Here is a 24079-nt window from a genome sequence, read left to right on the forward strand (position 1 = left end):
TTTTTAATACCATCGTAAATATACTTCTTAGTATCGCTGAATAAACATACTCTAGAATCTTTATTTTATCAATATATGGATTTCTCGTCTTTTTAAAGCCTTTATTTATTTTTCTGTTATCTTTTTTTTGTATCAGAAAAAGTTGATAAAGAAACTAAAACTAGGATAAAGAAACTAGAGATATAAGTAATTTTAAGTTATAAAAACTTCATCACTTCCTCAGCGATGATTAGTTCTTCGTTTGTTGGCACCACAAAAACTTTAACCTTACTTCCTTTAGTACTTATTCGATGCTCGTTTTTTTGGTTTTTTCCATAATCTATTTTAATACCGAGCCATGAAAGTTTCCCGCTAATCATCTCACGTATTACAGCTGAATTCTGTCCAATACCAGCAGTAAAAATTATACAATCAATACCCTCAAGTGCAGCAATTAACTTACCTATTTCAAGTACAATACGATACACGAACAACTCGACTGCAAACTTAGAATCATGTGAGTTATTTGTAATCAAAGTACGCATATCAGAGCTTTCACCAGATATACCTAGTAGTCCCGATTTCTTATATAATAACTCAGTTATTTCTTTCATAGTCATTTTCTCATGATTGATAAGATATAATACTACTCCGGGATCAAGGTTACCAGTCCTTGTAGCCATCATAACACCATCAAGTACGCTAAAACCCATAGAACTTGTTAGACTAAGACCATTTTTAATAGCACATAGACTACTACCACTGCCTAAGTGAGCTATTATAGTCTTTGTAGGTAAATCTTCCATTGTAATTTCTTTAAAATGGCTACTAACATATTGATATGATAACCCGTGAAAACCATAACGCATTATCCCCTTATCATAATATTGTTTCGGTAAACCAAAAGCTTTTGTAATAGGAGGATTAGTATAATGAAATGACGTATCAAAGCATATTATATGTGATATGTCTTTATATTTTTGAAAGAATAAATCCAGTACCTGCAAATTATAAGGTTGATGCAATGGGCTTAGAGGTATTAATACTCTTAACTCTTTAATAATTTTTTCATTAACAATAACTGGTTTATTAAAATTTTTCCCACCATGCACAATACGGTGACCGGTTGCAATTAAATTGAGAGCACTTTGTTTTGTCCACCATTCTTCAAAAAGATTAATCATCATTTCAATAGCATTGTCTTTAATGCTAATAGCAGATTCCTGTTTTTGATTTATATAAAATAATATTTTATTATTATTTTTTTCTAAAAAAATATTATAAATCTTATCCTTAACTTTTTTATTCTGAATTCCAAAAATAGAAATTTTTAAACTAGACGAACCAGCATTAGCTATTAAAATCACATCTTTCATATTATTGACTTGCTTGAATATGCAGCTTTGCCTTAGTTTGATTATAGATAAATGATGCAAGTACACATGAAATAACACGCATATCAATTGGATCAGCTCTACTTGTTAAAATAATCGGTACACGTGCTCCAAGAACTATCCCTGCCATAACCGCTTGACCCAAATATTTTAGTTGCTTTGCAAGCAAATTACCTGATTCAAGATCAGGGGCTACTAATATATCTGCATTTCCTGAAACTGGAGAGTTAATACCTTTCGCTTCTGCAGCAAATAAAGATATAGCATTATCAAACGCAAGTGGTCCATCAACTATAGCATTCATAATTTGTCCTCGATCTGCCATTTTTGATAAAGCTGCAGCATCAAGGGTTGTAGGAATTGCAGAGGTAACTGTCTCAACTGCTGATAATACTGCAACTCTAACCTGCTTATCTTCTTTTATCATATGCATTAAATCAATAGCATTCTGTACTATATCACGCTTATCTTCCAAAGTAGGACGAATATTAATAGCAGCATCGGTAATAATGAACGGTTTTGGAAAGGTAGCAACTGCCATTAAGAAAGCATGACTTATACGACGTTCAGTACGTAGGCCATTCTCCTTATAAACTACTGCAGACATAAGCTCATCAGTATGTAGGGCTCCTTTCATAATAGCAGAAACTTCTCTTTTCTTAGCGAGTTCTACTGCTTTTTTTGCCGCTTCATGACTATGCTCAGCGTTAATTACTTGATAATTCTCAAGATCAACATCATTAACTTTTGCGACTGATTCAATTTTATGTTGTGGGCCAATCAAAACTGGTTTTATTACATTAAATTGTGCTGCTCTAACTGCACCGAGTAGTGATTCTTTATCGATTGGATGTACTACAGCTGTTTTAATGGGCTTTAAGCCATCTGCTCTCAGTAGTAGATTAATGAAATGCTTTGCTGCTTGCTCAAAGTCAGCATCTTTGATTCCTGTTGGAGGAATATAAGTAGTACCTAATTTCTGAGCTAGAATTTCATCTAAAAAAGTCTCATTTATTATATGTTGTTTTTTCATAAATACCTGAATCAATTAATCAACTTAATTAGATAATATATAAGTTAGTTAATCAAGGAAAAATTGAAGCAGTTCTTTAATAACACTTTGTAGGTAAGTTGTATTACCACAACAGATCTATTCAATATCATCCAGTTACTTGTATCCTAATAAAGGATAAGATACAGAATTATAGAAGATCACTTTACATTACCTTTATAAAAATGCTACTATACTATAATTTCAAATAAGACAGCAAATTTTTTCTCCTTTCAGAAAAATCATTCATTATTAATTTTAAAGCTAAATTCTTTAAAAACTTCTTTCAGTTTGATTGATAAACATTTTTTGTTATCCTATTATATTATAATCACTTTTAAAAAAATTATTAGTTATACATAAAAACATATACTACTTCATATTTTTAAAATGATCTTCTAATGTCCTTAGTTTTCTTCCTTCATTTAATATTGGTTTTACATATTGCTCCATTTTAGCATTTTCTCTATATTTGTTAATCTTATCAATCTGAACATTTACTACATCCGTAATAGTTTGCTTTCTATCCTCTATTTTATTTAACACTGCGGTACTATATTCATAATTTTTAACATCAGCATTAAAATTATTGAGCTCTTCAGTAATTTTTTTGTCTATTTCAGATCCTGCATTTGTATCTTTAACTTTTTGTGCGATTAATGCCGGCATTTCTTCAATGCTTATATTATCTCTTTTGAAATGATCTTGAACTTCTTTATAAGTTTGTTCTAAATTTTCTTTAGCTTTTTCATAGATAATATCATAATACTCTTGACGACGAGTGTATCGATCTACATCTATCAATTCTACATATTTTTTATGAGCGTTATCTATCATATCACGCATCTGAGAATCAGTAGCTTTTTCACGCATAAATCTATCACCCATCATTACAGGTTCACCTTCCTCAAATAACTTACTATGCACGTCATAAATAAGCTGTCTTTGAGCTAATTCTTGATAATATTCAACATCACTTTTTCTACCTGCTTTTTCTAGCTTTACTAGATATTCCGGTGATAATATATCTGCTTGGACAGCTAGTGTTTCTTTATTAATATGCATTCGTAACTTTTCACGTTCTCGTGCTTTTTCATCATCTTTTAATTTTTCACTATAAGTTCTCAATCTTGGGTCGTTATATTCAAAATCATGCCATTCAGCACTGGTTAGATTACCTTCATAAGCATCACGTAAATCTTTACCTACTATTGTAGTTAAAGCTGCTCTTTTTATTCCTGTATAACCTGCATATATTTTTTCGCCTATACCTATACGTTTTTCTTCTTTTAATTTACGTTTGACATTAATACTATGCTCCATCTCTTGCCAACTTCTAAGCACTCCTATGTTCTTACCAAACAGCCCAATACCTCGCCCTGACATTTCTTGGTGAGCATGCTTATAAGCTTCTTGATAATCTTTAGTAAAATTTGCATCGCTAGCAAGCACACGTAAGTTAGCATCTTTTAATAACTTATCAAGTTCTGTTTTTTGTTCTGTACTTAAAGTAGTGTAATCTTGTACATCATATTTGTTTGCAGAAATTTTATCTCGGAGTTGAGTAAATTTCATTTGCGATAATTCTTTTACTTTTAATTCATTCCCTTTAGGTAAATTATTTAATAATCTTGAAATACCATCTTCATAATCCTTAATGGCATTCATGTTTACATCTTTAGAATCTATACCATATTTTCTTTTAACCTCATTTTGTACAACTTTATTTGCTGAAGAGCTGAGCGCTTGTTTTTCAAGCCTCCTCATCATCATATTTTCAAATTTCTCAGCAAAGAACATATTAGCCTGTGCTGTCCCTGCACTTATACGACTAGTTACAGGTGTACTTATAGTCTTAGCAACATAATTTAACGGTCTGTTGATTTGCTGCGATACAGATTCATAAGATTGTTGATTAACTTTTTGTATATCTGTTAAATTACCTGAAGTACCTGCAATAAATTGTGCCGTAGATATAGCAGTATCATTAAATTTACTTAATAAATAAATGGAAACAAAAATTAGTAATATCCCATCAAGTTGAACAAATTTACCATTTATAAAATTATTAATCCTTGTGGAATCTTTAACTAAATCTAAAAACGGTAATTCAATATAACGTTCATCTATACACTCATACGCAGCACAATGCTTACATTTATCATGGTTATTCTTACAAGAATCATCTACTACTATATGATCGTTAGGTACTAATATCTTTGCTTTGTGAAAATTATTTATACCACCTTTCATTGGCACAGGGAACCACCAATAAAATATCGAATTACTAAGACTCGGATCTATATCCTCAAGGAAGCTACCGAATATTTCATTGATCGGACCTAAATTAGGAAAATCATGTTTACATACTCCAAAACCAAGTGTTGAATATATTTCAGTTCTGATGATCATTGAAATAAAAGCGATACCAGCAAATAAAATTATAGGCTGTAATGCATATGATATTAATTGTCTTAACCAATTCTCAAATAACGAACGAGTTATATTAAACAACATGAAACAAATAAATATCGGTCCCATAATTATCATCATACCAATAGTGATAAGCGCTGTTAGATATATAATAGTAGCTTTAAATATAAGAAAAAAAATAAAATATAATGCTATTAAATATAGAATGATATATATAAAACCGAGCCAATCAACAAACAGTAAAGAAAATAATTTAGATAAAGTTTGAGTAGAAATAAGTAACCCAAGCAAACTTTGAGAACCTGGACCAGTAGCTGCAGCTTCATTAATTATTTGCAATATTTGCTGCACACCATCAATAAAAAATACGAATAAATAATCATGAAAAAATGTCCAAGCTTTATCCGAACTTAATAATATTGAAATGATACTAATTTTAAAGATTCTAATTATAAGTTCAACATGAGTAAGATTTATATTACCTATTAAAAATGATAAACCTGTAAACATTATATATAGAGTTAAAATAGCTGAGACACTTATCCTATAACCTGGTGTATCAACTATTTGTTGATAAGTTTTCTTTATAATTCCATTTTTACCAAATAATACGTCTTTTATTAAATCTGTTAAAAATTGTAGCGGATCTGGTCTTGTATCACTAACCCCAGACTTTATTACTAATCTATACTGTCCACTATTATCATCATAAAATTTATCTATAATCTTAAAATAAAGAGGAGATTGAGCATATTTTGACTTATCCTCACCATTATATTGATAATTTATTCCACCTGCTTTCAAGAGTTGTCCTGTACTACTAATACTATAGAATTCATAGCCTACACTTGAAGTAAGTTCTCCTAAATGTCTTGTTATACCTTGTGGTTTACGCTGTGAATCAGGTGAAATATTAGGATCAGTATTTTTAGCTGCAATAAGAAAATAAAGCCCCACACCATCTGTCATTATACATGGAGGATTACTAATCATTGCATCATTACGATTTTCTGGATTAGGAGTACACATATCAAGTCTAGTATTATCCCAGAAAGTACATGGTTGTAGTTTAATGCAAAAAGGAGCCAAAGTAGTTGTGTTATTTTTTTGACCATACCATGGACACCATGCAGATAACTGACCTGAGGTATTTTTATCGCCAAGTATATAATTCCACGGTCTTACCATAATGGTTAAAGGATAACCGTTTACTTTATAAGCACTATCACGCCATGGTGCAACTTGATCACCTTCATGTCTTGAAGTAATTTCTTCCGGATTATATCTAGAAGAGACATTGAATTTGATGAAACCGAAATCATCAGGATCAATACAAGTATCGCCTGTACAACTAGAAAGCAACAATAGTGATATTAATAATTTAATAAAAATATTTCTTTTCATTTTAACTCGCTATTACGCGATTTAATCGCGGGTTCCATAAAAATTTTAATATCATATAATTGCATCCTGAGGTCAAGTCACGTGATAAGACTGAAAACCTAGATTTTAGCTTCCACGTGATATATTATTCCCTCACTCCTTCCTCTTTCTTCGTTACATCATTACGCTTGGCAAAGAATTTATTTGTAAATTCAACACCTCCTTCCAATTTTTTAGCTTTATAATTTTGATCAATTATCTTGTCTTTAAATATTCTAGCTGGGACCATTGAAGCATTTTTAATCGGTGTTGTTACCGAACCTATATCTTGCATCACGGCCCCTACAGGATCAGAACGCGCTTGATAATTTCCTGATATTCGTGCTGGTGTAACATTTGTAAGCATACCAACTACTATATTAACAAAGGTTACTAAGCCATATGACATCAAGCAATATACATAAAATAATAAAGCCGTAGTAAACAATACTAAGAAAGTATTAGTATTGTTATTAAAAATATTCGATCTATTAATTTCTGGAACATCAGGTACATAAAAAGGTATGCCTGGTAAAAACGGTAATGTAAAAGAGAAATTGATAGGAATACTAAGATTTGTTAAATCAAGCCCTATTTTTATCGGTATAAGAGTATCCCAACAAGCTCTAACTACCACTTTTAAAAGTTGCTCCGATAAAACCTGATCTATCAATAAAAAGAAAATTAATAATATTGTTGGTTGCACCACATAACTCAACAATGTTGATATCCAATTATCAAATAAACTTTTAGTTTTTTCAAATAACATTAATATTATAAAAAATGGTGCTAATGAAATCATAACTGTTACACCTATGAATGCAATAATATAACCTATTATCACTTCTAAAATAGCTCGAAAATAAGTAATAAGTGAATAAATTGTTATAATAGCGATAAATGCTAAACCATTATGTATTTGTAATAATTCAATAAACAGTAATCCCCAAATTCTACCGTTAGTATATTTATCAAATATAGGATCAATAAAACCAAAAATATTAGATCTAGAACTTGTAGCACCTACTACGTTAGTTATAAAGAAATCAATACCATCAGTAAATACACTAAAGAAGTACGTATTAAAGAAACTCCAACTTTCTTCTCGGATTAAAAAAGCGACTATAGCTATTTTACATATACGTGTTATTACTTCTATAGCAGTTAATTTTAATGTTCCTGCAACAAACATGAGACCAAATATAATCACATAAAGAGTTAATGAACCTTTAGCTATATTCTGTACTGCAGAATTTTTAATTAACTTAATATAAAAATTTTTACTAAAAGTTCTAAACTGATCCGTAATAGGTTTAATAGCCCCATTATATACTATATCAGAAAACCAAGTTGTACCAGTGTAATTAGCATAATTTACACTAACCACACCTTGTATATTACTATTAGGATTTACTACCCTTAACCATAAATAGCCATCTTTCGGTGCATCAGCTGAAAAATTATAATCTACCGGTGTACCACGAATAGATGGATCAGGTAATGTACCATCATATGTTATTAAATATTCTAAATTTATATTTTGTTGGACATCAGAACTAATTGAATTAGCCCCATTACCTATTTCAACAATCATCGAATAACGACCAAAATATAAAAAATTAGCTGACCAATCATTCTTATTGATATAATCTATAAAACTAGGATAATTTAAAAAACGTCTAATCCAATCACTCATTAAAACTGAATTACTAAACATATTATTAACTTGCCAATCACTAGTAAAATCCATAATACCATTCCTAGTCGCTTGATAATATATAAAGCTATTTCTGCCTGATTTTACAAAACTCTGATCTCGTCCCTTAATAACCTGTCCCCCTACTTTAATTATCATCCCTCTACCTTGATCATAATAGCAAGCAGGTCTAGTATTTATACCGGAGTGCTCAGGGCAAGAATTAATTAATCCCATGAAATTATGTACCGCCCCAATCATCATAGGTTTGCCAACTAATGCTTCATTACTATTTATACTTTTATATTTTGTAGTTGCACCAGTACCGCTACATCCACTTGGTTTATTAGGATCTCTTGAAGGATCTATAATATCACATACCTCTTTTGCAGATGCATAAATTATTCTATTATCAAAATTTCCAAGGTTACTTTGAGTATAAAGTGCAGAAGCAGCAAATATTGAACTATCAAGTTCTTCTGTTAAAATATTATCTAGAGTATTAGAAGTAAAAAAATTATCTTTACTAACTAAACTAATATTTACTACATCACCAGCCTTAACTTCAATTTTTACATTATTTCTAGCATAATATTTTATAGAATCAGACATTTTAGTAAATGAAAGTGCATCAAGCTCTTTATCGGGTGGTATAGCTCCAGGTATTGAACTGTTACTGTTCGTAACAAAACGAGGGAATCCTAAAGCTTCAAATTGTAATTTCGAATAATTATAAGTTTTAATAAAAACTTGAGGTGTACTAAATCTTGGATCAATTCTATATAATACTAGATATTTTCTAGGTTCAGTAGTAACACCTGCAATAGACCAATTTATTTTTAACAATTTACCTTTCTCAACAGTATGACCTGTTGATTGCCAAGTCCCTGCTTTAGATAAATTAATTCCTATATTACTTTCTTGAAAACTTGTAAATTCAGGTACTTCTAAACAACCGAATAAGCCTTTTAATCCACTAAAACTAGTTGACATCCATGAAAAAGTATCATGAGCTTTAGCTGGCATTACAATAAACAAAACTAATAAAACTAAACTCTTAAGAATTTTCATAATTTTAAATTGTCATCAAACACGTAATTCCGTGGTTTTTATTTTTTTATTACGAGGAAATGACGTAAGTAATTGTACTTATGTCATTTAAGGAGTTTTTGATTATTTAATACGACTGACATATTCAGTTGCTTAATTCATAATGTTTTACACTTTACAATTTATTTTAGTGTTCCTTCATTTGTATTCTCACCAATTTTTTTCATGTATTTTTTGCTATTTTGCTCAGCATGTTCTAATGTCCTATTGCGTTGTTTTAATCTTGATTTTGCTCTGCTGGTAATACCTTTTCTTGTTCTATAATCCATTCCTATTTGACTTAATGTTTTTTGTCCAGCATCATGAGACATTCTATCACCAATTTGAGTAGCAGAAGGTCCTGCAGCACTAGTTAATTTTGCTACCATTCGACCTGAAAATTCGACATAACCATACATACCATAAGCAATAATAACTAAAGCTACAATATTTTGCATATTTACTCCCATCATACCTGACATATAGTCCATTCCCCAAGGTGCAAACCAATTAATACAGAAGATAGGTACATTTAGCAATGCAATAGGCAAAATAGTGCCAATAAATGGAATTTTGATCGGTAAAGTACATTTCCAACAAACGCTATAACCTAAAACAAAATCTAGATAAATTGTAAATAGTTGAGTTAATACGATAATACCTGCCATCATAACTACCGGTTCTATCATATAGCGGATCGTAAATCTTACCCAATTATCAAATAAATATCTAGTAAAATCAAATAATAAAAAACTAATAAATAAAGGTGCTATACCGATTAATATGCAAGTCGCCATAAATGCCATAATATAAACGGCAATAGCTCTAAGTGTCGTAATAATGACTATACAAACAGCAATAAAAGTAATTATAAAATATATAATACCGCTAAGTCCAAGGGAAAGAAGTGAAAGTAATTGCGCAATAAAGGTTTGACTAAAAAATATTTTACTCATTATTGCATCTAAAAACATAAAAGGATTGGAAATAGTATTAGTAGAAGTAAATAAACTATATCCACTCATATTAGCAATAATTGAGTCTGAAAAATTAGTAATTGCATCAAAAAGATAGTTATTGAAAAATTCAAAAGTATTACCATTTATAAGTCCGCTAACCATTCCAATTTTTGCTATTCTAATTACTAGCTCTTTTTGATTGATCTTAGCAAAACCAAGCAAGAACATTGCTCCGTAAGTCATCACATATAGGATTAAAATTGCTTTAATATAGGTAAAAAAGTTAGTACAGGATGTATTATCAGTAGATTTATAACATACCATATTTTTGAAAATAGAAGTAGCTGCACCTTGAACTTTAGTTTTAAATAACTGAAGTAATGGATTCATTACTTTAATAGTAAAACTGCCTACTTTTAATGATGTTGAGAAATGCACTTTATAGCTCCCTTCACTATCTTTATAGTCCTTTAAATTATTACTAGGATCATTTAAGATTTTCATCCATATGTAACCAGCCTCATTCGCGTTAAAGTGAGATTTACCATCACTATCAACATTAATTCCTTGAGGTGCATAAGTTTTACCGCTAGTATTCGGATTTTCTGAAGACTGTACTATTATGTATTGTACTCGTCCACGATCATCAAAAATATCTTTAAAACTATTACCATTCTCTCTATAACACTTAGTCTGTTTAATATTTAAAACATATCCTCCCGTATTCTTACTAGAATCTTGTGATGTAGGCGACCAAAGCCTATATTGTAAATAACTTTTTTCAATATTACTGTTAAAAGGTATATTATATATAACTTTATATAAATATTTACCGTTTTTATCTTTATATTCAGGTGGTTGTTCTGTCTCTGGAACAAACTTAGCAAATTCTAGATTAGAAGGTAGAGCTTGACTTACAGAACCAGTATTATTCATTTGATATATCAATCCGGTTGGACCTTTTCCGCCTTTACCATCTGCTGTATACCAAAATTTCCGATTTTTTTGAAAATCTCCGTCTTTACATATTCCTGAGGTACAATGTACCCCTCCTATATAATCTTTATCTTTAGGATTACGATTATCAACAATATCAGGACATTCACCGTTTGGAGGGATCTGAACATTATTAGAACATTGAAGATCCTGATAATCGATTAATAAATTACCGCTCTTATCTGACCAACTAAATGTAAAACTGCCATCATCTTTATAAGCTTCCGGCATATTACTATAGTGATTGATCCAAGCAGGTAAGGAGTCACAAACTAAACTAGTACAACAATGAGAAGCAGAATTAGCAGCATCGCATATCCACTGTTCATTTTCTTCTTGATAAATACATCCAAAAACACAATAACATTCTTCACGATGCACATTACCTTTCCAATAATTTTGCTTCAGTTCACAAGCAGTAACATATTTACCGGAATAAATAGAATATTTCCCACAAATCGGATAGTAAGAAGTTTTTCCTTGTGTACAATCTTTTGTAACCTTCACACCTTTAAAAACGTCATCAACTGTTGCATCAGTATTAGCAAAATTAGGAGATACAGAAACTAAAACTTTATCATTAGCGTATAATTCAGCAATATTACGCCATTCATTATTTTTTGCATCCATTATTAGAGAAACGGGTGGGCTATTTGCATCTTGAACACGTGGAATTGGAATCATCTGATTGCTATCGTCTAGATTCGATTTACCAGGTCTTGTACGTTCAGTAAATTGTAAATTATTTTTTGGTAAATAAGCCAAACATAAACTAACTTGACCGACCACTTGTAAATTTACCTGTTGATTTTTTTCTACTAGTACCTGAGTATTTAACCATTCACCGTAACGATTAGGATCTGGTATAAGCTTAGTAGTGCCATCAGGCAACATCTTAGAAATATTGAAATAATTAGCATTAGCATTAAGGGTTATAGTATTGGTTATTGAATCCGCACCTCCATTGCCGTCTTTAGAATATCTCATGTAACAGCCGTTACCGATTCTTACTGCTCCTATCATACCAAGTGCTGCAAAAATAAAGCAAACTAATGTTGCTACTATAGCGAGTACTCCTAAAACTTTTAATAAGTTACTCTGCATATTCTATAATTTGCCTCCACCAGAACCGCTTGCTAAATCAGCTAACTCTCCTCCAGAACTGTTTTCAGAATCTTCACCTTGTTGCACTCCATCTTTACGCTTACTACCAATATCTGGCTTATCTTCCACAGGTGACTTACCTTGTGCATGTACTGAAGAAGCATCCTGCAGGAATGCTGCTCCTTTTTTTACTAAATCAACAATTTTAGTTGGACTCGCCGTTACTGCATCCATATTAGGACCATTAGTTAAATCAGCAGCAAAGCGTCCTATAGATTTAGAGAAGTAATAAAAAATAACCGAAAATACTAATACACACAAAAGTTCTGCTAAAATAGATACAACATCTCGAACAATTGATTTTATTGGAAAGAGTATCAATAAATGTTCTTCCCAACCTTCACCTGCATAATATTTTAACATTTTATACCCAAAGCTTTCTTGACATTTATCTGCATCAATGCTAGGGAGCCTTAACTCAAAAGTACTAAATCTAATATCACCTTTTTCATAATCATATCTTAAGAATTCACAATTTTTAAATATTGCAGAATCATACATAGTTATTAATAGAGCTATAAAACCTGCTACTACTGCAGGTTGTAATGCACATGAAATACATACTTTTACCCACCCGTCAAAATAAGCTTTTGTACGAGTAAATAAAACCATAGGAATGAATATAGGCGAAATATATGTCATAACGTAAATGGTAATCATACAAACTAAATAATGTGTAATAAAATACAAAAGTATAGATAAAAATATTACAGAAAATGCTATACCTGCCACAAGTATAATAATGTGTCCAGACATCAAAAATCCAAACATAACAGTAAAAAATCTCAGTGCTCCTGCTTTACTTAAATCGTGTGGTCTATCTTTTTTGCTATCAGGATCAAAATTAGGTATAGGTTTATTATTACCGCCAGGACCATTACCGACTGAATGCCCTAAAATTCCATTTTTATCAATATTATAAAGTAAATCCAAACCAAGATAATAACCTATACGGCAATCAATCGCATCCCATAAACCATAAAATTTATAACCGTCCTTATACTTTGAATTATCAAACTGACATAACCCTCTAGAACCTGCCGCATTAAAGATCATTTCTGCAAAATCAGGTGCTGCCCCAGTCAAAAGAGGCAGTCCATATTTTAACATACCGTTTTCTTTTACTGTCTGACCACCACTAAAATTTAAAGGTTCAAGACCGATCGAAAAATATACAACAAATAAGAATTTTATTATAAAAAGAGTTATTTTTTCAGTAGTTGCATATTCCTTATTAAGAGCCATATTAAAGGCAAAAAACATAGTATAAAGAATTAATGCCGCACCTATAATTCTCTTTAAATAACCTTGAAATGTAGAAAAAGCGGCAAGATGAGTTATTCTAGAATTTTGATCTTGAGAACTACAACTATTTCCTGTAAAAAATATTTTATTAAGGGTTTCACTTAAACACTGAACTGCAAGACCAGAAAAATTAATTAATGATTGACTATAATTTGCTCCTGTATAACAGCTTTTGCCTATATTACAATTCTCATACTTAGGATTAGTGGGAGCAGGAGTAGCATTCAAAGATTTACATGCTACTGGCATAGGTCCCCTTGATGTAGGCATAGCTAAACATAGATCATTACCAAATTTTTTAACTGTTAAAACGATATTCTTTAATACAGTATTTGCACCAAGATTAGGATTATTATCAGTACTTAAATCACTAATCTTCCTAGCATCACCTTCATTTAAAGTATATATGGTACAAGGACTAGTGCTACCTTCTACATTTTTAAAACAAAACGTTATACTAGACGTATATGGGTTACAATTACCTCTCGGATCTTTCATATCAATACTACGAATTATATACCCATATGCCGTGTATGTTTCTAAATACCCATCTGAAGTAATCGGTAAATTAGAGCATGATTCTCCAAATCCAGCAAAGCTTTCTAAGCTTACAGACGATATATAAACTATAATAAATATCTTTAAAGCTTTAAGAGTTTTCATTAGAACTATTATCTTTTTTTTCTTTTACTACACCACTTTTAACTAAATCATCCCATACCTTTTCTGCATTTGCACGTCGTTCTGTTATTTTTCCTCCTGCTTGTTCTTTTACTCTTCCACCTCCACTTGCGACTAGTTCATTCCATGCTTTTTCTACTTTTACACGTTTATCACGAATTTCTGCATTTTCCCTTATCTGTTTTACTCCTGTTGGATTATCATGTTCTTTTAAGTTAAAACTATAATCAATTAGTCCTGAACTTTTATCTGTATTATTGACTTTTTCTTGTGGCAACGTATTAGTATTATAGACTTTAATGTTATTTTCTATATTTTTATTTTCTTCTATCTTTGATTTTTCTGATTTATCAAGTTTATCAGCTAATTTATTATTGACACTATTATCAATTTCTCTTATTTCAGTTACTACACCGCTATCAACAAATTCATTCCATTTCTTTTCTGCATTAGTACGTTGCTCCGATGTTTCTTCACTTTGTTGATCTCTTATTCTGCCTCCACCACTTGCCACTAATTCGTTCCATGCTTTCTCTACTTCTACACGTTTATCACGAATCTCTGCATTTTCCCTTATCTGTTTTATTCCTGTTGGATTATCATGTTCCTTTAAGTTAAAACTATAATCAATTAGTCCTGAAACTTTACTTGAACTTTTAATTTTTTCTTGTGCACGCGTAGTATTATCGATCTCTTTTTCATTTTCTTGATTATCTCTAATAATTTCCTTAAGACTTGTAGATTTAATATTAGGTGATACAGATGTAGGAATAGTAGTATTAATGCTAGAATGCTGTGGAACAGCTGTTGTAGAAGCATGAGGAGTGACAATATCTGATCTTACATCATCACCTATAGTTTTTGTCATAGAATTTGCTATTGAAGACGAAGCTGTAGTTGTTGTTACTGTAGGTGTTGACGCAGCTCCACTCACAGCAATATTATCACCGACAGCACCTCCACTTGAAGCTATATTATCACCGACAGCACCTCCACTTGAAGCTATATTATCACTTACCAATCCTTTAGCTCCAATTAAATCACGTGCACCTCCACCTCCTCCACGGCTTGCTATCTGATCTATACCCTTAGTTGCAGTACCAGCATTAGCAAGCGCTGCCATAGCTGCCTTAAATATTGCTTGTGGCTTGATAGCAACATTATTAAGCGCAACTCCTTCTGTCATATCTGCAGCAAATTCAGCTAGTTGACTACTAAAATTATACATTAAATACAATGTAAAACATGCAGTAATTAATGCAAGAAAAATATTTTTAATTTTCTCAAAAAGCACTTTTGGCGACATAAAAAACATACCAGGACCCAAAACAACTCCTGATAAAAACTGAAATTTAGAAAGAAATTCATCAGTAGTGGTCTCACCAGGTTTACTATTAACTATTTCACTGATATTATCTTTTGCAAAGTTAAATGCTGTATTAATAGGGTTATTTAACATATACCCTAAACTATTTTTACAACTCTCTACTGAATCTTTATCAGGATATTGTGATGTGTCATCCCAATCATTATTAATATAAAATATTAAAACATCTCTCTTAGATTTTATACCACCTTGCATTTTATCTTCTATGCTATTATGAATTAACTTGCTCTTATATTGACATTTACCATAAAAGCCATAATCATATACTGCAAACATCGTAATCATAAACGTGACTACTACCATAGGCTGTAGCAAGAATGAAATCATCAGCTTAACCCAGCTATCAAAATAATTTCGTGTATACGCAAATAAGAACATAGGCACGAAAAGAGGAGCTAGAATACCGAGTATGACTATAGATATCATACACATAATTGTTGCATTAACCATAAATGCAGCGACAGAAATCACCAGTAACGGGTAAGAAAGTGCAAGTGATACCAACATCATATTACCAGAGATTATTGCTGGAATTATTAAATAAATATATGGTGGGGCACTAAAACTAAAGAAATCAAAATTTAAAAAATCATGGCTTCGATACGAATTTTCTACAAGTAAAGTAGATAATATATCAAGTCCTAAATAATGAGCAACTCTACAATCTAATGCATCCCATAATGCAATATATGAAACACTTTTATCATAAGAAATATTATTAAATTTACATAAACCAGACGGAGCAGCATTCATAACCCAATTTGCTAAACCGCTTATACCGTTAAGTAAGAAAGGAAACACCCACTGAATCATTCCATCTAACCGATCATACTGAGAACCATTAGAAGGATTTATATTAATTCCTATTGAAAAATAAGTTACAAATATTATTTTCAATATAAAATTTATATACTCACTTTTTGGCGGCACTTTACCTGCAAGTAATAACTTAAAACCAAAAAACATAACATATAAAGTTAAAAAAGCCGTAACTATTTTATGCATGCCTACTTGGAACTGAAATAATGCACTATCTTGTCTTGATGCCAAATTCACAACTTGATCTACATTATCAAAACTACAAACATCTTTACTAATTAGTAATCTAGCAATCATTTGCCTTATACATTCTATAAGAGGAGAAGTCATGACTATTGCAGTTTTTGAAGCATTATAAGCTTTTTGATAACACCCATCTCCTGCAGCACTACAGGAAACTAAAGCTAAAGGATCGCTAGGTGTGTCATTTGTTGAATCTTTAATAAAATTCTTATCTTCTACATCAATAAAACTATTATATATGGATTTTGGAAACGGCTCTTTCATATATTTACAGCCGACTGGCACATCTCCTGTAAACCCTTTTGTTGAGACACATATTCTATCTCTATCTTGAATAACTTTCCAATATATTACAGGGAAGCCTACATCAAATGCAAAACCGTCATCACCAGGCTTACCTCTATATGGAATATGATATTCCTTTTTTTTATTTTCCCACGCTTGCTTTATATCATCCCAAGGATCACTCCATGTTAAGACGGCTTTAGCAATAGCAAGTGCCGATTCTGTAACTGATTTTGCACGCGATACAATTAATTTAGCATTACTACATAGAGCAAAATGTAATTCTGGATTTTTAGGATCAATTCTGTTTTCACGAGTACATTGACCTCCGGGAAAATTCCCAAAATTACTATCGTTAAATAAATCACTGTCATTTATTTTAAGCTTTAAAAATGTATTCATGTATAAAACGGGAGATACAAGATTCATTACCGCAAAAGTAAAAAACGGAGCGACAATACATGTATGTGAAAATTCAGTACGCATTAAATCACCTACACCTTGTGTTTCGCAAGTTAAGCCACTCAAAATATCTATAATGCTATCAAGAGTATCTTTAGCATGAATTTTAGTCACTAGACCTAAATTTAGGACAAAGCTCAGTACTAATGCTATCAGTATACCACGAGGGAATAATGCCATAACTATATTACTTACCTAGTATTGTAAAGATGTCATACCATAGATTATAAACACGAACCAAGGATACAGTCTTTGAGACAAGATCCTACTGAATGGTTGCAGGATAATAAATATGGTTCTATAATGTTTTAACTGCTTCATAAAATATAGGTAACCACTTATCCGGATCATTGCCGTATTTATCTCTAATTTGATCAAGCAATATTACAGTTTCAACTCTGCCAGATAAAACACTAATTATATTATCCATACCTTCTAAGTTAACTTTCGCAACTACGGCATCTATTCCTTGTTTTATTAAAAAATAACGTGTAGTAGGATCGGTAGTTTTAATTAAAATATATTCGCGCTGACTTAACATAAATGCACTACGATAAATATCCGTAGCTTTTAAATTAGGTAAAAAAATCTGTGTGGCTGTTTGTTGAATCAACGTATCACTAATACTACTTTTTGCAGCATCTTCTACACTCTGCGTAGCAAATATAACAAAAGTATTTAATTTTCTCAACACTTTTAACCAATCTTTGATCTTAGGCGCAAATACTGGATTGTCAATTAAAGCCCATGCTTCATCAAGTACTATCATCGTTTTTTGTCCATCTAAAGATATATTAATACGATGAAAAATATATAACAATACCGGTGCAAGACTTACAGGATCTTTAAGTAATTCCGTCATATCAAAACCAAATACCCTTGCTCTTTGTAAATCGATATCATCTATTTCATTATCAAATATCTTAGCGTGTGAACCTTTACCAACCCACATTGCAATCCTACTTGCTAAACTATTTGGTGTATCAATACCAAGGAATGCAATAACGTTACTAAGCCTTCTGTCTTTTTTTTCTAATCTAAAATTGCCACTTACAGCTTGTGATAAGATTTTATTATCTTGTGCAGTTAAACTTTCACCGTTAGAAGTTACAAGTACGCGAAGCCATTCTAAAATAAACGTTCTATTCTCACTAGTATCTTCAAGATGCAAAGGATTAAAGTTGCATTTTAAACCAGGATCAATTACTGTATAAACTCCATTTAAAGCACGTATAAATATTTCTGCTCCGCGATCTTTATCAAAAAAGAACATACGAGGTTTGAATTTTTGTGCTTCAGCACATAAGAAGTTCATAAGCACTGTTTTACCGGCACCCGTTGGACCTATAATTAGAGTATGTCCCACATCTCTAACATGAAAATTAAAATAAAACGGTGTACCTGAAGTTGTATCAAGCACTGTGACATATTCTCCCCAATGGTTATCTCTAATTTTACCGAGTGGATAATTATGTTGCGAAGCAAAGCTAGCCATATTAAGAGTATTTATAGTCGATTTACGCACTATATAATCCATATTTCCAGGTAATTGACCCCAATAGCTAGGTTCCATGTTCACTTTTTCTCTCACCGGCTGAATTCCTGAATTAGAAAGCTCAACTGCTGCCATTGATAATATATCTTCTAAAGCTTTAATATTCTTTGCGGAACATAAAAGTGATAAATGATGATCTCCAAAACCAATATCACCGCTAGTAGCCATATCAAGTGCTGTATTGATTTCAACAATTTGTGAAGTCGCCTTATCACCGGATTGTATCATTCTATTTTGCTGTAATTTCATTTTACCAATTGCTACAGTTCTATTAGCAAATACAAAGCTTTGAGTCATAACAAATTCAAAAGGCATTTGTAGAAATCCATCAAAAATTCCCGCAGAAGTATTAGGACCGTATTCAAGTATACTGATGATGCCAGCATATTTCTTGCCAAAAGGACTTCTGACTTCAATAGTACGAGAATCAAAAAATAATCTATGTGTTGGTAAATATTCATCAATAGTACCACGCGGTAATGCTATAGGTCCTGGTGAATCACCGCAATTAATTAAAGATGAAAGAAATTCTAAAATTTCACAATAGATACCTGACTGTGTTTGACGGACTCCAAGTAATTTTGCTCCATAACTTCTGAATGTATTAATCACTCTCGTTGACATTTCTTGAAGATTTTCTTTCATCTCTTTCATGTCATTTTCCCAAGCAGTTTTATTAGATTTCTGTCTAAGCTTCTTTAAAAAATACTCAACTATAGCAGCACCGCCAGTATCAGGCTTATATAAAATACTAATATATAATTCATTAAAAAATGATTTAGCACCTGCATGTTTCTTACGCCACTCTGCACCTAAATAAGTAATAAAATCATTAGGTACTTTTACGGTAGGATCATAAGTAAATTCTGTATCGTCAAATATTACTGCTTTACGTCTTCTAATAGTATGGAAATACATAACAATGTTTCCAGAAGCCATATTTTTAAGCAAGGCATTTCTGATATTCTTTTTAATGTCTAAATCTTCATCATCGGCAGTTTCAAAAGAAAATCCATTGATTTTAATAACTTGTAATAAAGAATTATCTTTTGTTAAAATAGTATTACTATCCCAATGACACCTATAAGGGATAAAATGCGAAGTTGGTCTTTCTTGTTTAGACCTTAATTCTTTAGCTGTTCTAGTTCTAAATAACTTCATTACCGCACCTAATTTAACTATTTTTTGACTTATTTGATCAGTATACCTTTTTTATGTCATGCTAAGCAACGATGAAAATTTAGATTTTTATTGTCCTACTGTAGCTATGACCACAGGATTTTATATATTTTTTTCTATGACACAGTTATTACATTGCAGTATGACATAAAATTCAAATATTATACGAATTTGCTCCGTAGTAAAATTTATTAGGACATTGGCTAGTTCTTGACATTTTATTTAAATATAGCTCTATAAATCTAGGCTCTTTAAAACATATAATATAAGCTACCAAATGCAAAGCACCGGCAATGAATAAAATCATAATGCCGTTATTCCAAATAAATACTATCATAGTCATTATCATATTTAACGCTGCAAATTTAATACTTACTCCAAATATCATCGGCGGTCTAGTTAAACCTACAAATAAAAGATCAGATGCTAATGTTCCTGACATAAAACCCTCTATTAATTTTTAAATATTATGGTTGACAATATTGAATCTGGTACTTCTCTATTCACGAGATGTACATATAATCGTTAGTATTTTTAAGTGCATTCACTTCTCTCTTAATTAATCCTATTTCAATGAGATTGTTACTATCATCTAACATTGATTCCATTAAGTTAATATTTCATTATAGAATATTAAACGTTCCGCACTTAATATAGAAACAATTGTTATTACAATGAAGTTTACATTTAATAAATGTGTTTTCAGATAAATGATACTACAATTTAGTATAACATTATTCCCAAATTTAATACAATTTCTGTGTTAATCATAATAGACTCACTTTTAAAACAAATGATTTACAATTTTCGGTGAGATAATTTTGATTTTTTTACTTTATAGTAAATTAGTATCTTTAACTAACGGCATAACAAGATACTATTGTAAGTGTATTACTAATAAGCTTGTTGACATTTATTATTATAGTAGCTTACTTTAGTAACTTTTTGACTAAAATTGTTCGTCTATTTGTGATATTAAAGACAAACTGTACAAATCAATATGATCATGTACTATAGTATATCTCAAATCATCTAGCATATGCAATAAAAGCAGTAAATTTATAATCAAGAATGATAGTAGAAGGTAATTTTGCAACTTACTACTATATTACCTATTTATCTTTGATATTTGATGCATTTTGCCAAACTCGCTTTAAGTTCTTTTGTACCTTCTTTACTCCTACTGCTTACATATATAACATTACATGAGTAGTGTAAAGTTGCAAGAAAATTCTGTGCTTCGTAGTTAAGGTTTTTACGATCTGTAACTTTATCGGATTTAGTAAAAATAATTTGAAATTCTCTTTTATTTGCAAGTAATAGCTCAGCTACCTTCTTATCGTTTTCTTTTATACCTCTTCTTGAATCAATCAATAAATTAACTAACATTAAATTATGACTATTCCGTAAATAATAAGTAATTAACACTTCCCACTGTTCTTTGACTGATATAGGAACATTAGCAAAACCATAACCTGGAAGGTCAACGATAATAAGTTTATCTATAATATTAAAGAAATTGATTTGCCTAGTACGTCCTGGAATATTAGAAACTTTTGCAAGACTTTTATTATTACATATCGTGTTTATTATGCTTGATTTACCGACATTTGACTTACCAACAAAAACAATTTCAGGTAATGAAAAATCAGGGATTTGATTTATATGATTAGCACCAGCTACAAATTTAGCTTGATGACGGAAAAGTTTACTATAATCACTTGATTTTTTATTATTTAGAGCTTTTCCATTATTAATCATATTTAGTTTATTAGATTTAATTTTATGTGTTGTATAATCATTTGAAGCGCATTATACGCTATTGTATGACGCAACAAGGATTTCAGCACATAGCATTAGAAATATTAAAATAAACTATGTAATCTAGTGCGCTTGATATAAAAAGAATAAAATACAATGAATAATACACTTGGGATAGCTGCAATAAAATTGATAAAAAGTTATATAGGTGCTATTATCGCAATATATCATCAAAATTCAAGAACACTTTATATTAAGCTAGAATGACATTTTTAATATGGTAGCGGGGGCTGGATTTGAACCAACGACCTTCAGGTTATGAGCCTGACGAGCTACCGAACTGCTCCACCCCGCAATAACTTTAGAATTAAAGATTTGTCTGTATTCTCAGAGTAAATTAGTAGACGATGCTTAAACATTGCTATAAGTTTTAGAGAATCAAACAAGTATGATAGAAATGCTATTCTAACTAGCTTCTTTCTTACTATCGAAAGAAAGACCCGAGAATCTTTTATTAAAATCACTAACACTTTTATTAGATTGATTTACTACATTGCCTGAATCTTTATTCCATGCTGGATGTTTTCTAAAATCAACATCCATTAAAATCTCACCTATAGGATGTGTAGACATTGTTTCAAAAATATTACTGCCTACTTTAATCAAAAGCTTTTTATATTCTGGATGTATACCGTTTTTCATAATGATTCCACCGCTTTGATATCAATGATTTTTTGCTTAATAGCTCTAGCCGTACTAGATAAAACATCATTATTAGCTTTTAGAATATATTCATCAAAACCTCCAGCTTTTTCTACTGATCTAATACATCTAGCATTAACAGATAATCTATATACCTCGTCTGTTATATCACTTCTAAACTTAACAGACCTTAAGTTAGGTTCAAAACGTCTTCTAGTTTTACGTTGAGAATGTGATACATTATTACCATATAAAACACTAACACCTGTGAGCTCACATTTACGAGACATAAGCTAAATACCTTAAAATTAAAAATATAATTCAAATAAATTAAGAGTCATATATGAAAATCAACTTCAATAATACAAGAACCGAAACTTAAATACGTTACTTGTAGAAAGAAAACGAAAGCTTTTGAAGTTCATTTATATACAACAGATCAATACACAACAGATAAAAAATATAAAATAATACTACTATAGTGTCAACAGATAATTGTTTTTTTATATCTGAAGTACTAAAAAATGCTTTATTTTTTAAATAACAGAGTTAAAAAAAATGAAGCTAGTTTAAGTTAATATAACAAGAGAAAGTCCCCTGCAAGCTTTCATAGTATATTAGTCAGTGTAAAATAGCATGCAGTTGGTTTTACTAATCAAGAAAAGATAAACACTTATAACATTCAATAATGCATTTCTGTAATTTTATTACATATGATCAATGCACTAAACTAAAGAACTGTATTAGTAGTGGTAGATTCACTTAAGAAAATTCTTTAACACATGATATAATAAGAAACTTTCTTCCTAATAACAATGAGAAGCTTATTTACAAGCTTGCGTTAAATTGTGCAAAACCAAAGGTAATATTCGTAATAGTAACACAAGATAACTACTCTTAATATGAATATAAAGGTATATGAGACATCTAACTTTAATAGCTTGTATAGTTTTACACTCTATAATGATTTAAATAAAATATACCTAATAGCCATTTAAATGAAATACATAAACATATTATTTAGTAATATTTATTAGAATCAAAAGTCCTAATTTTATAGAAACATTGTAATCTAACAAAATATCAACAAAGTCATTCACTAAAATTCTAGAATAAATTCTGGAAACTTATAGTAAAAACATTTAATAACGAAAACTTATTATTTGCTATCTAACCATTTAAATATATATGTTAAAAATTGTACGATCAGATAAAATAATATTACTACCTAACTATAAACCAGGTAGTAATATTAAGAAATTATGAATACACTAAAGTGTATAAAAAAGATTTTTCATGGTTATTTTTATAAACAAAAATGAATCAATAAAATTAACAAATGATAAAATATAATACTGCAATTTCTTTTAAATTCAAATTGAAATTAATTCCAAAAATATATGATAAATTTGTAAGTAATGCCTTACATGGAGCATCTAATGCTCAATAATTCTCTTACTAATTTTTAAATGGCATTGATAATATATGATTAATATAGGCTTAGATACAGTAAATCC

The 24079-nt window shown here is 30.6% G+C and carries 12 protein-coding genes and 1 tRNA gene; all 13 read right to left on the minus strand.

All coding sequences use genetic code 11. The features are described 5' to 3' along the window. Nucleotides 1-197 precede the first annotated feature (197 nt). The 13 genes from RT_RS00130 to rpmB all read right to left on the minus strand — a co-directional run bounded on the left by RT_RS00130 (nt 198) and on the right by rpmB (nt 22852). On the minus strand, nt 198-1355 hold the full coding sequence (locus RT_RS00130; RefSeq protein ID WP_011190501.1) for an acetate/propionate family kinase: 1158 nt from the start codon (nt 1353-1355) through the stop codon (nt 198-200). Nucleotide 1356: 1 nt separating this feature from the next. After that, the gene (locus RT_RS00135; protein ID WP_011190502.1) at nt 1357-2406 is read right to left on the minus strand and encodes a phosphate acetyltransferase; all 1050 of its coding nucleotides are present in this window, start codon (nt 2404-2406) and stop codon (nt 1357-1359) included. Between the two features lie 390 nt (nt 2407-2796). After that, on the minus strand, nt 2797-6261 hold the full coding sequence (locus RT_RS00140) for a type IV secretion system protein (protein ID WP_011190503.1): 3465 nt from the start codon (nt 6259-6261) through the stop codon (nt 2797-2799). Between the two features lie 124 nt (nt 6262-6385). Then, nucleotides 6386-9046, minus strand: a complete 2661-nt coding sequence (locus RT_RS00145) for a type IV secretion system protein (protein ID WP_011190504.1) — start codon at nt 9044-9046, stop codon at nt 6386-6388. A 161-nt stretch (nt 9047-9207) separates the two neighbouring features. After that, entirely contained in the window at nt 9208-12123 is a 2916-nt protein-coding gene (locus RT_RS00150; RefSeq protein WP_011190505.1) for a type IV secretion system protein, read from the minus strand. Between the two features lie 3 nt (nt 12124-12126). Next, entirely contained in the window at nt 12127-14151 is a 2025-nt protein-coding gene (locus RT_RS00155; RefSeq protein ID WP_011190506.1) for a type IV secretion system protein, read from the minus strand. After that, nucleotides 14138-17545: a type IV secretion system protein gene (locus RT_RS00160; RefSeq protein WP_011190507.1), complete on the minus strand. Its 3408-nt coding sequence runs from the start codon at nt 17543-17545 to the stop codon at nt 14138-14140. Before RT_RS00160 ends, RT_RS00155 begins: the two co-directional genes overlap by 14 nt. 118 nt (nt 17546-17663) lie before the next feature. Continuing rightward, a complete protein-coding gene (locus RT_RS00165; protein ID WP_011190508.1) occupies nt 17664-20081 on the minus strand; it encodes a VirB4 family type IV secretion/conjugal transfer ATPase in 2418 nt (805 codons plus the stop codon). 172 nt (nt 20082-20253) lie between these two features. Then, nucleotides 20254-20541, minus strand: a complete 288-nt coding sequence (locus RT_RS00170) for a type IV secretion system protein VirB3 (RefSeq protein WP_011190509.1) — start codon at nt 20539-20541, stop codon at nt 20254-20256. Between the two features lie 674 nt (nt 20542-21215). Beyond that, a complete protein-coding gene (yihA, locus tag RT_RS00175) occupies nt 21216-21860 on the minus strand; it encodes a ribosome biogenesis GTP-binding protein YihA/YsxC (protein WP_011190510.1) in 645 nt (214 codons plus the stop codon). Between the two features lie 278 nt (nt 21861-22138). Then, nucleotides 22139-22215: transfer RNA gene (locus RT_RS00180), tRNA-Met, on the minus strand. A 110-nt stretch (nt 22216-22325) separates the two neighbouring features. Continuing rightward, nucleotides 22326-22562, minus strand: coding sequence for a 50S ribosomal protein L31 (rpmE, locus tag RT_RS00185; protein WP_011190511.1), 237 nt, complete (start codon nt 22560-22562; stop codon nt 22326-22328). Beyond that, on the minus strand, nt 22559-22852 hold the full coding sequence (gene rpmB, locus RT_RS00190) for a 50S ribosomal protein L28 (protein WP_011190512.1): 294 nt from the start codon (nt 22850-22852) through the stop codon (nt 22559-22561). Before rpmB ends, rpmE begins: the two co-directional genes overlap by 4 nt. Between the last annotated feature and the right edge of the window lie 1227 nt (nt 22853-24079).

It is taken from the genome of Rickettsia typhi str. Wilmington, assembly GCF_000008045.1.
Classification (GTDB): domain Bacteria; phylum Pseudomonadota; class Alphaproteobacteria; order Rickettsiales; family Rickettsiaceae; genus Rickettsia; species Rickettsia typhi.

Bases quoted from the DNA above. Each gene is read 5' to 3' on its own strand.
- rpmE (WP_011190511.1), bottom strand. From the start codon at position 22,562: ATGAAAAACGGTATACATCCAGAATATAAAAAGCTTTTGATTAAAGTA.
- yihA (WP_011190510.1), bottom strand. From the start codon at position 21,860: ATGATTAATAATGGAAAAGCTCTAAATAATAAAAAATCAAGTGATTAT.
- RT_RS00160 (WP_011190507.1), bottom strand. From the start codon at position 17,545: ATGGCATTATTCCCTCGTGGTATACTGATAGCATTAGTACTGAGCTTT.
- RT_RS00145 (WP_011190504.1), bottom strand. From the start codon at position 9,046: ATGAAAATTCTTAAGAGTTTAGTTTTATTAGTTTTGTTTATTGTAATG.
- RT_RS00170 (WP_011190509.1), bottom strand. From the start codon at position 20,541: ATGTCAGGAACATTAGCATCTGATCTTTTATTTGTAGGTTTAACTAGA.
- RT_RS00165 (WP_011190508.1), bottom strand. From the start codon at position 20,081: ATGAAGTTATTTAGAACTAGAACAGCTAAAGAATTAAGGTCTAAACAA.
- RT_RS00130 (WP_011190501.1), bottom strand. From the start codon at position 1,355: ATGAAAGATGTGATTTTAATAGCTAATGCTGGTTCGTCTAGTTTAAAA.
- rpmB (WP_011190512.1), bottom strand. From the start codon at position 22,852: ATGTCTCGTAAATGTGAGCTCACAGGTGTTAGTGTTTTATATGGTAAT.
- RT_RS00140 (WP_011190503.1), bottom strand. From the start codon at position 6,261: ATGAAAAGAAATATTTTTATTAAATTATTAATATCACTATTGTTGCTT.
- RT_RS00155 (WP_011190506.1), bottom strand. From the start codon at position 14,151: ATGAAAACTCTTAAAGCTTTAAAGATATTTATTATAGTTTATATATCG.
- RT_RS00135 (WP_011190502.1), bottom strand. From the start codon at position 2,406: ATGAAAAAACAACATATAATAAATGAGACTTTTTTAGATGAAATTCTA.
- RT_RS00150 (WP_011190505.1), bottom strand. From the start codon at position 12,123: ATGCAGAGTAACTTATTAAAAGTTTTAGGAGTACTCGCTATAGTAGCA.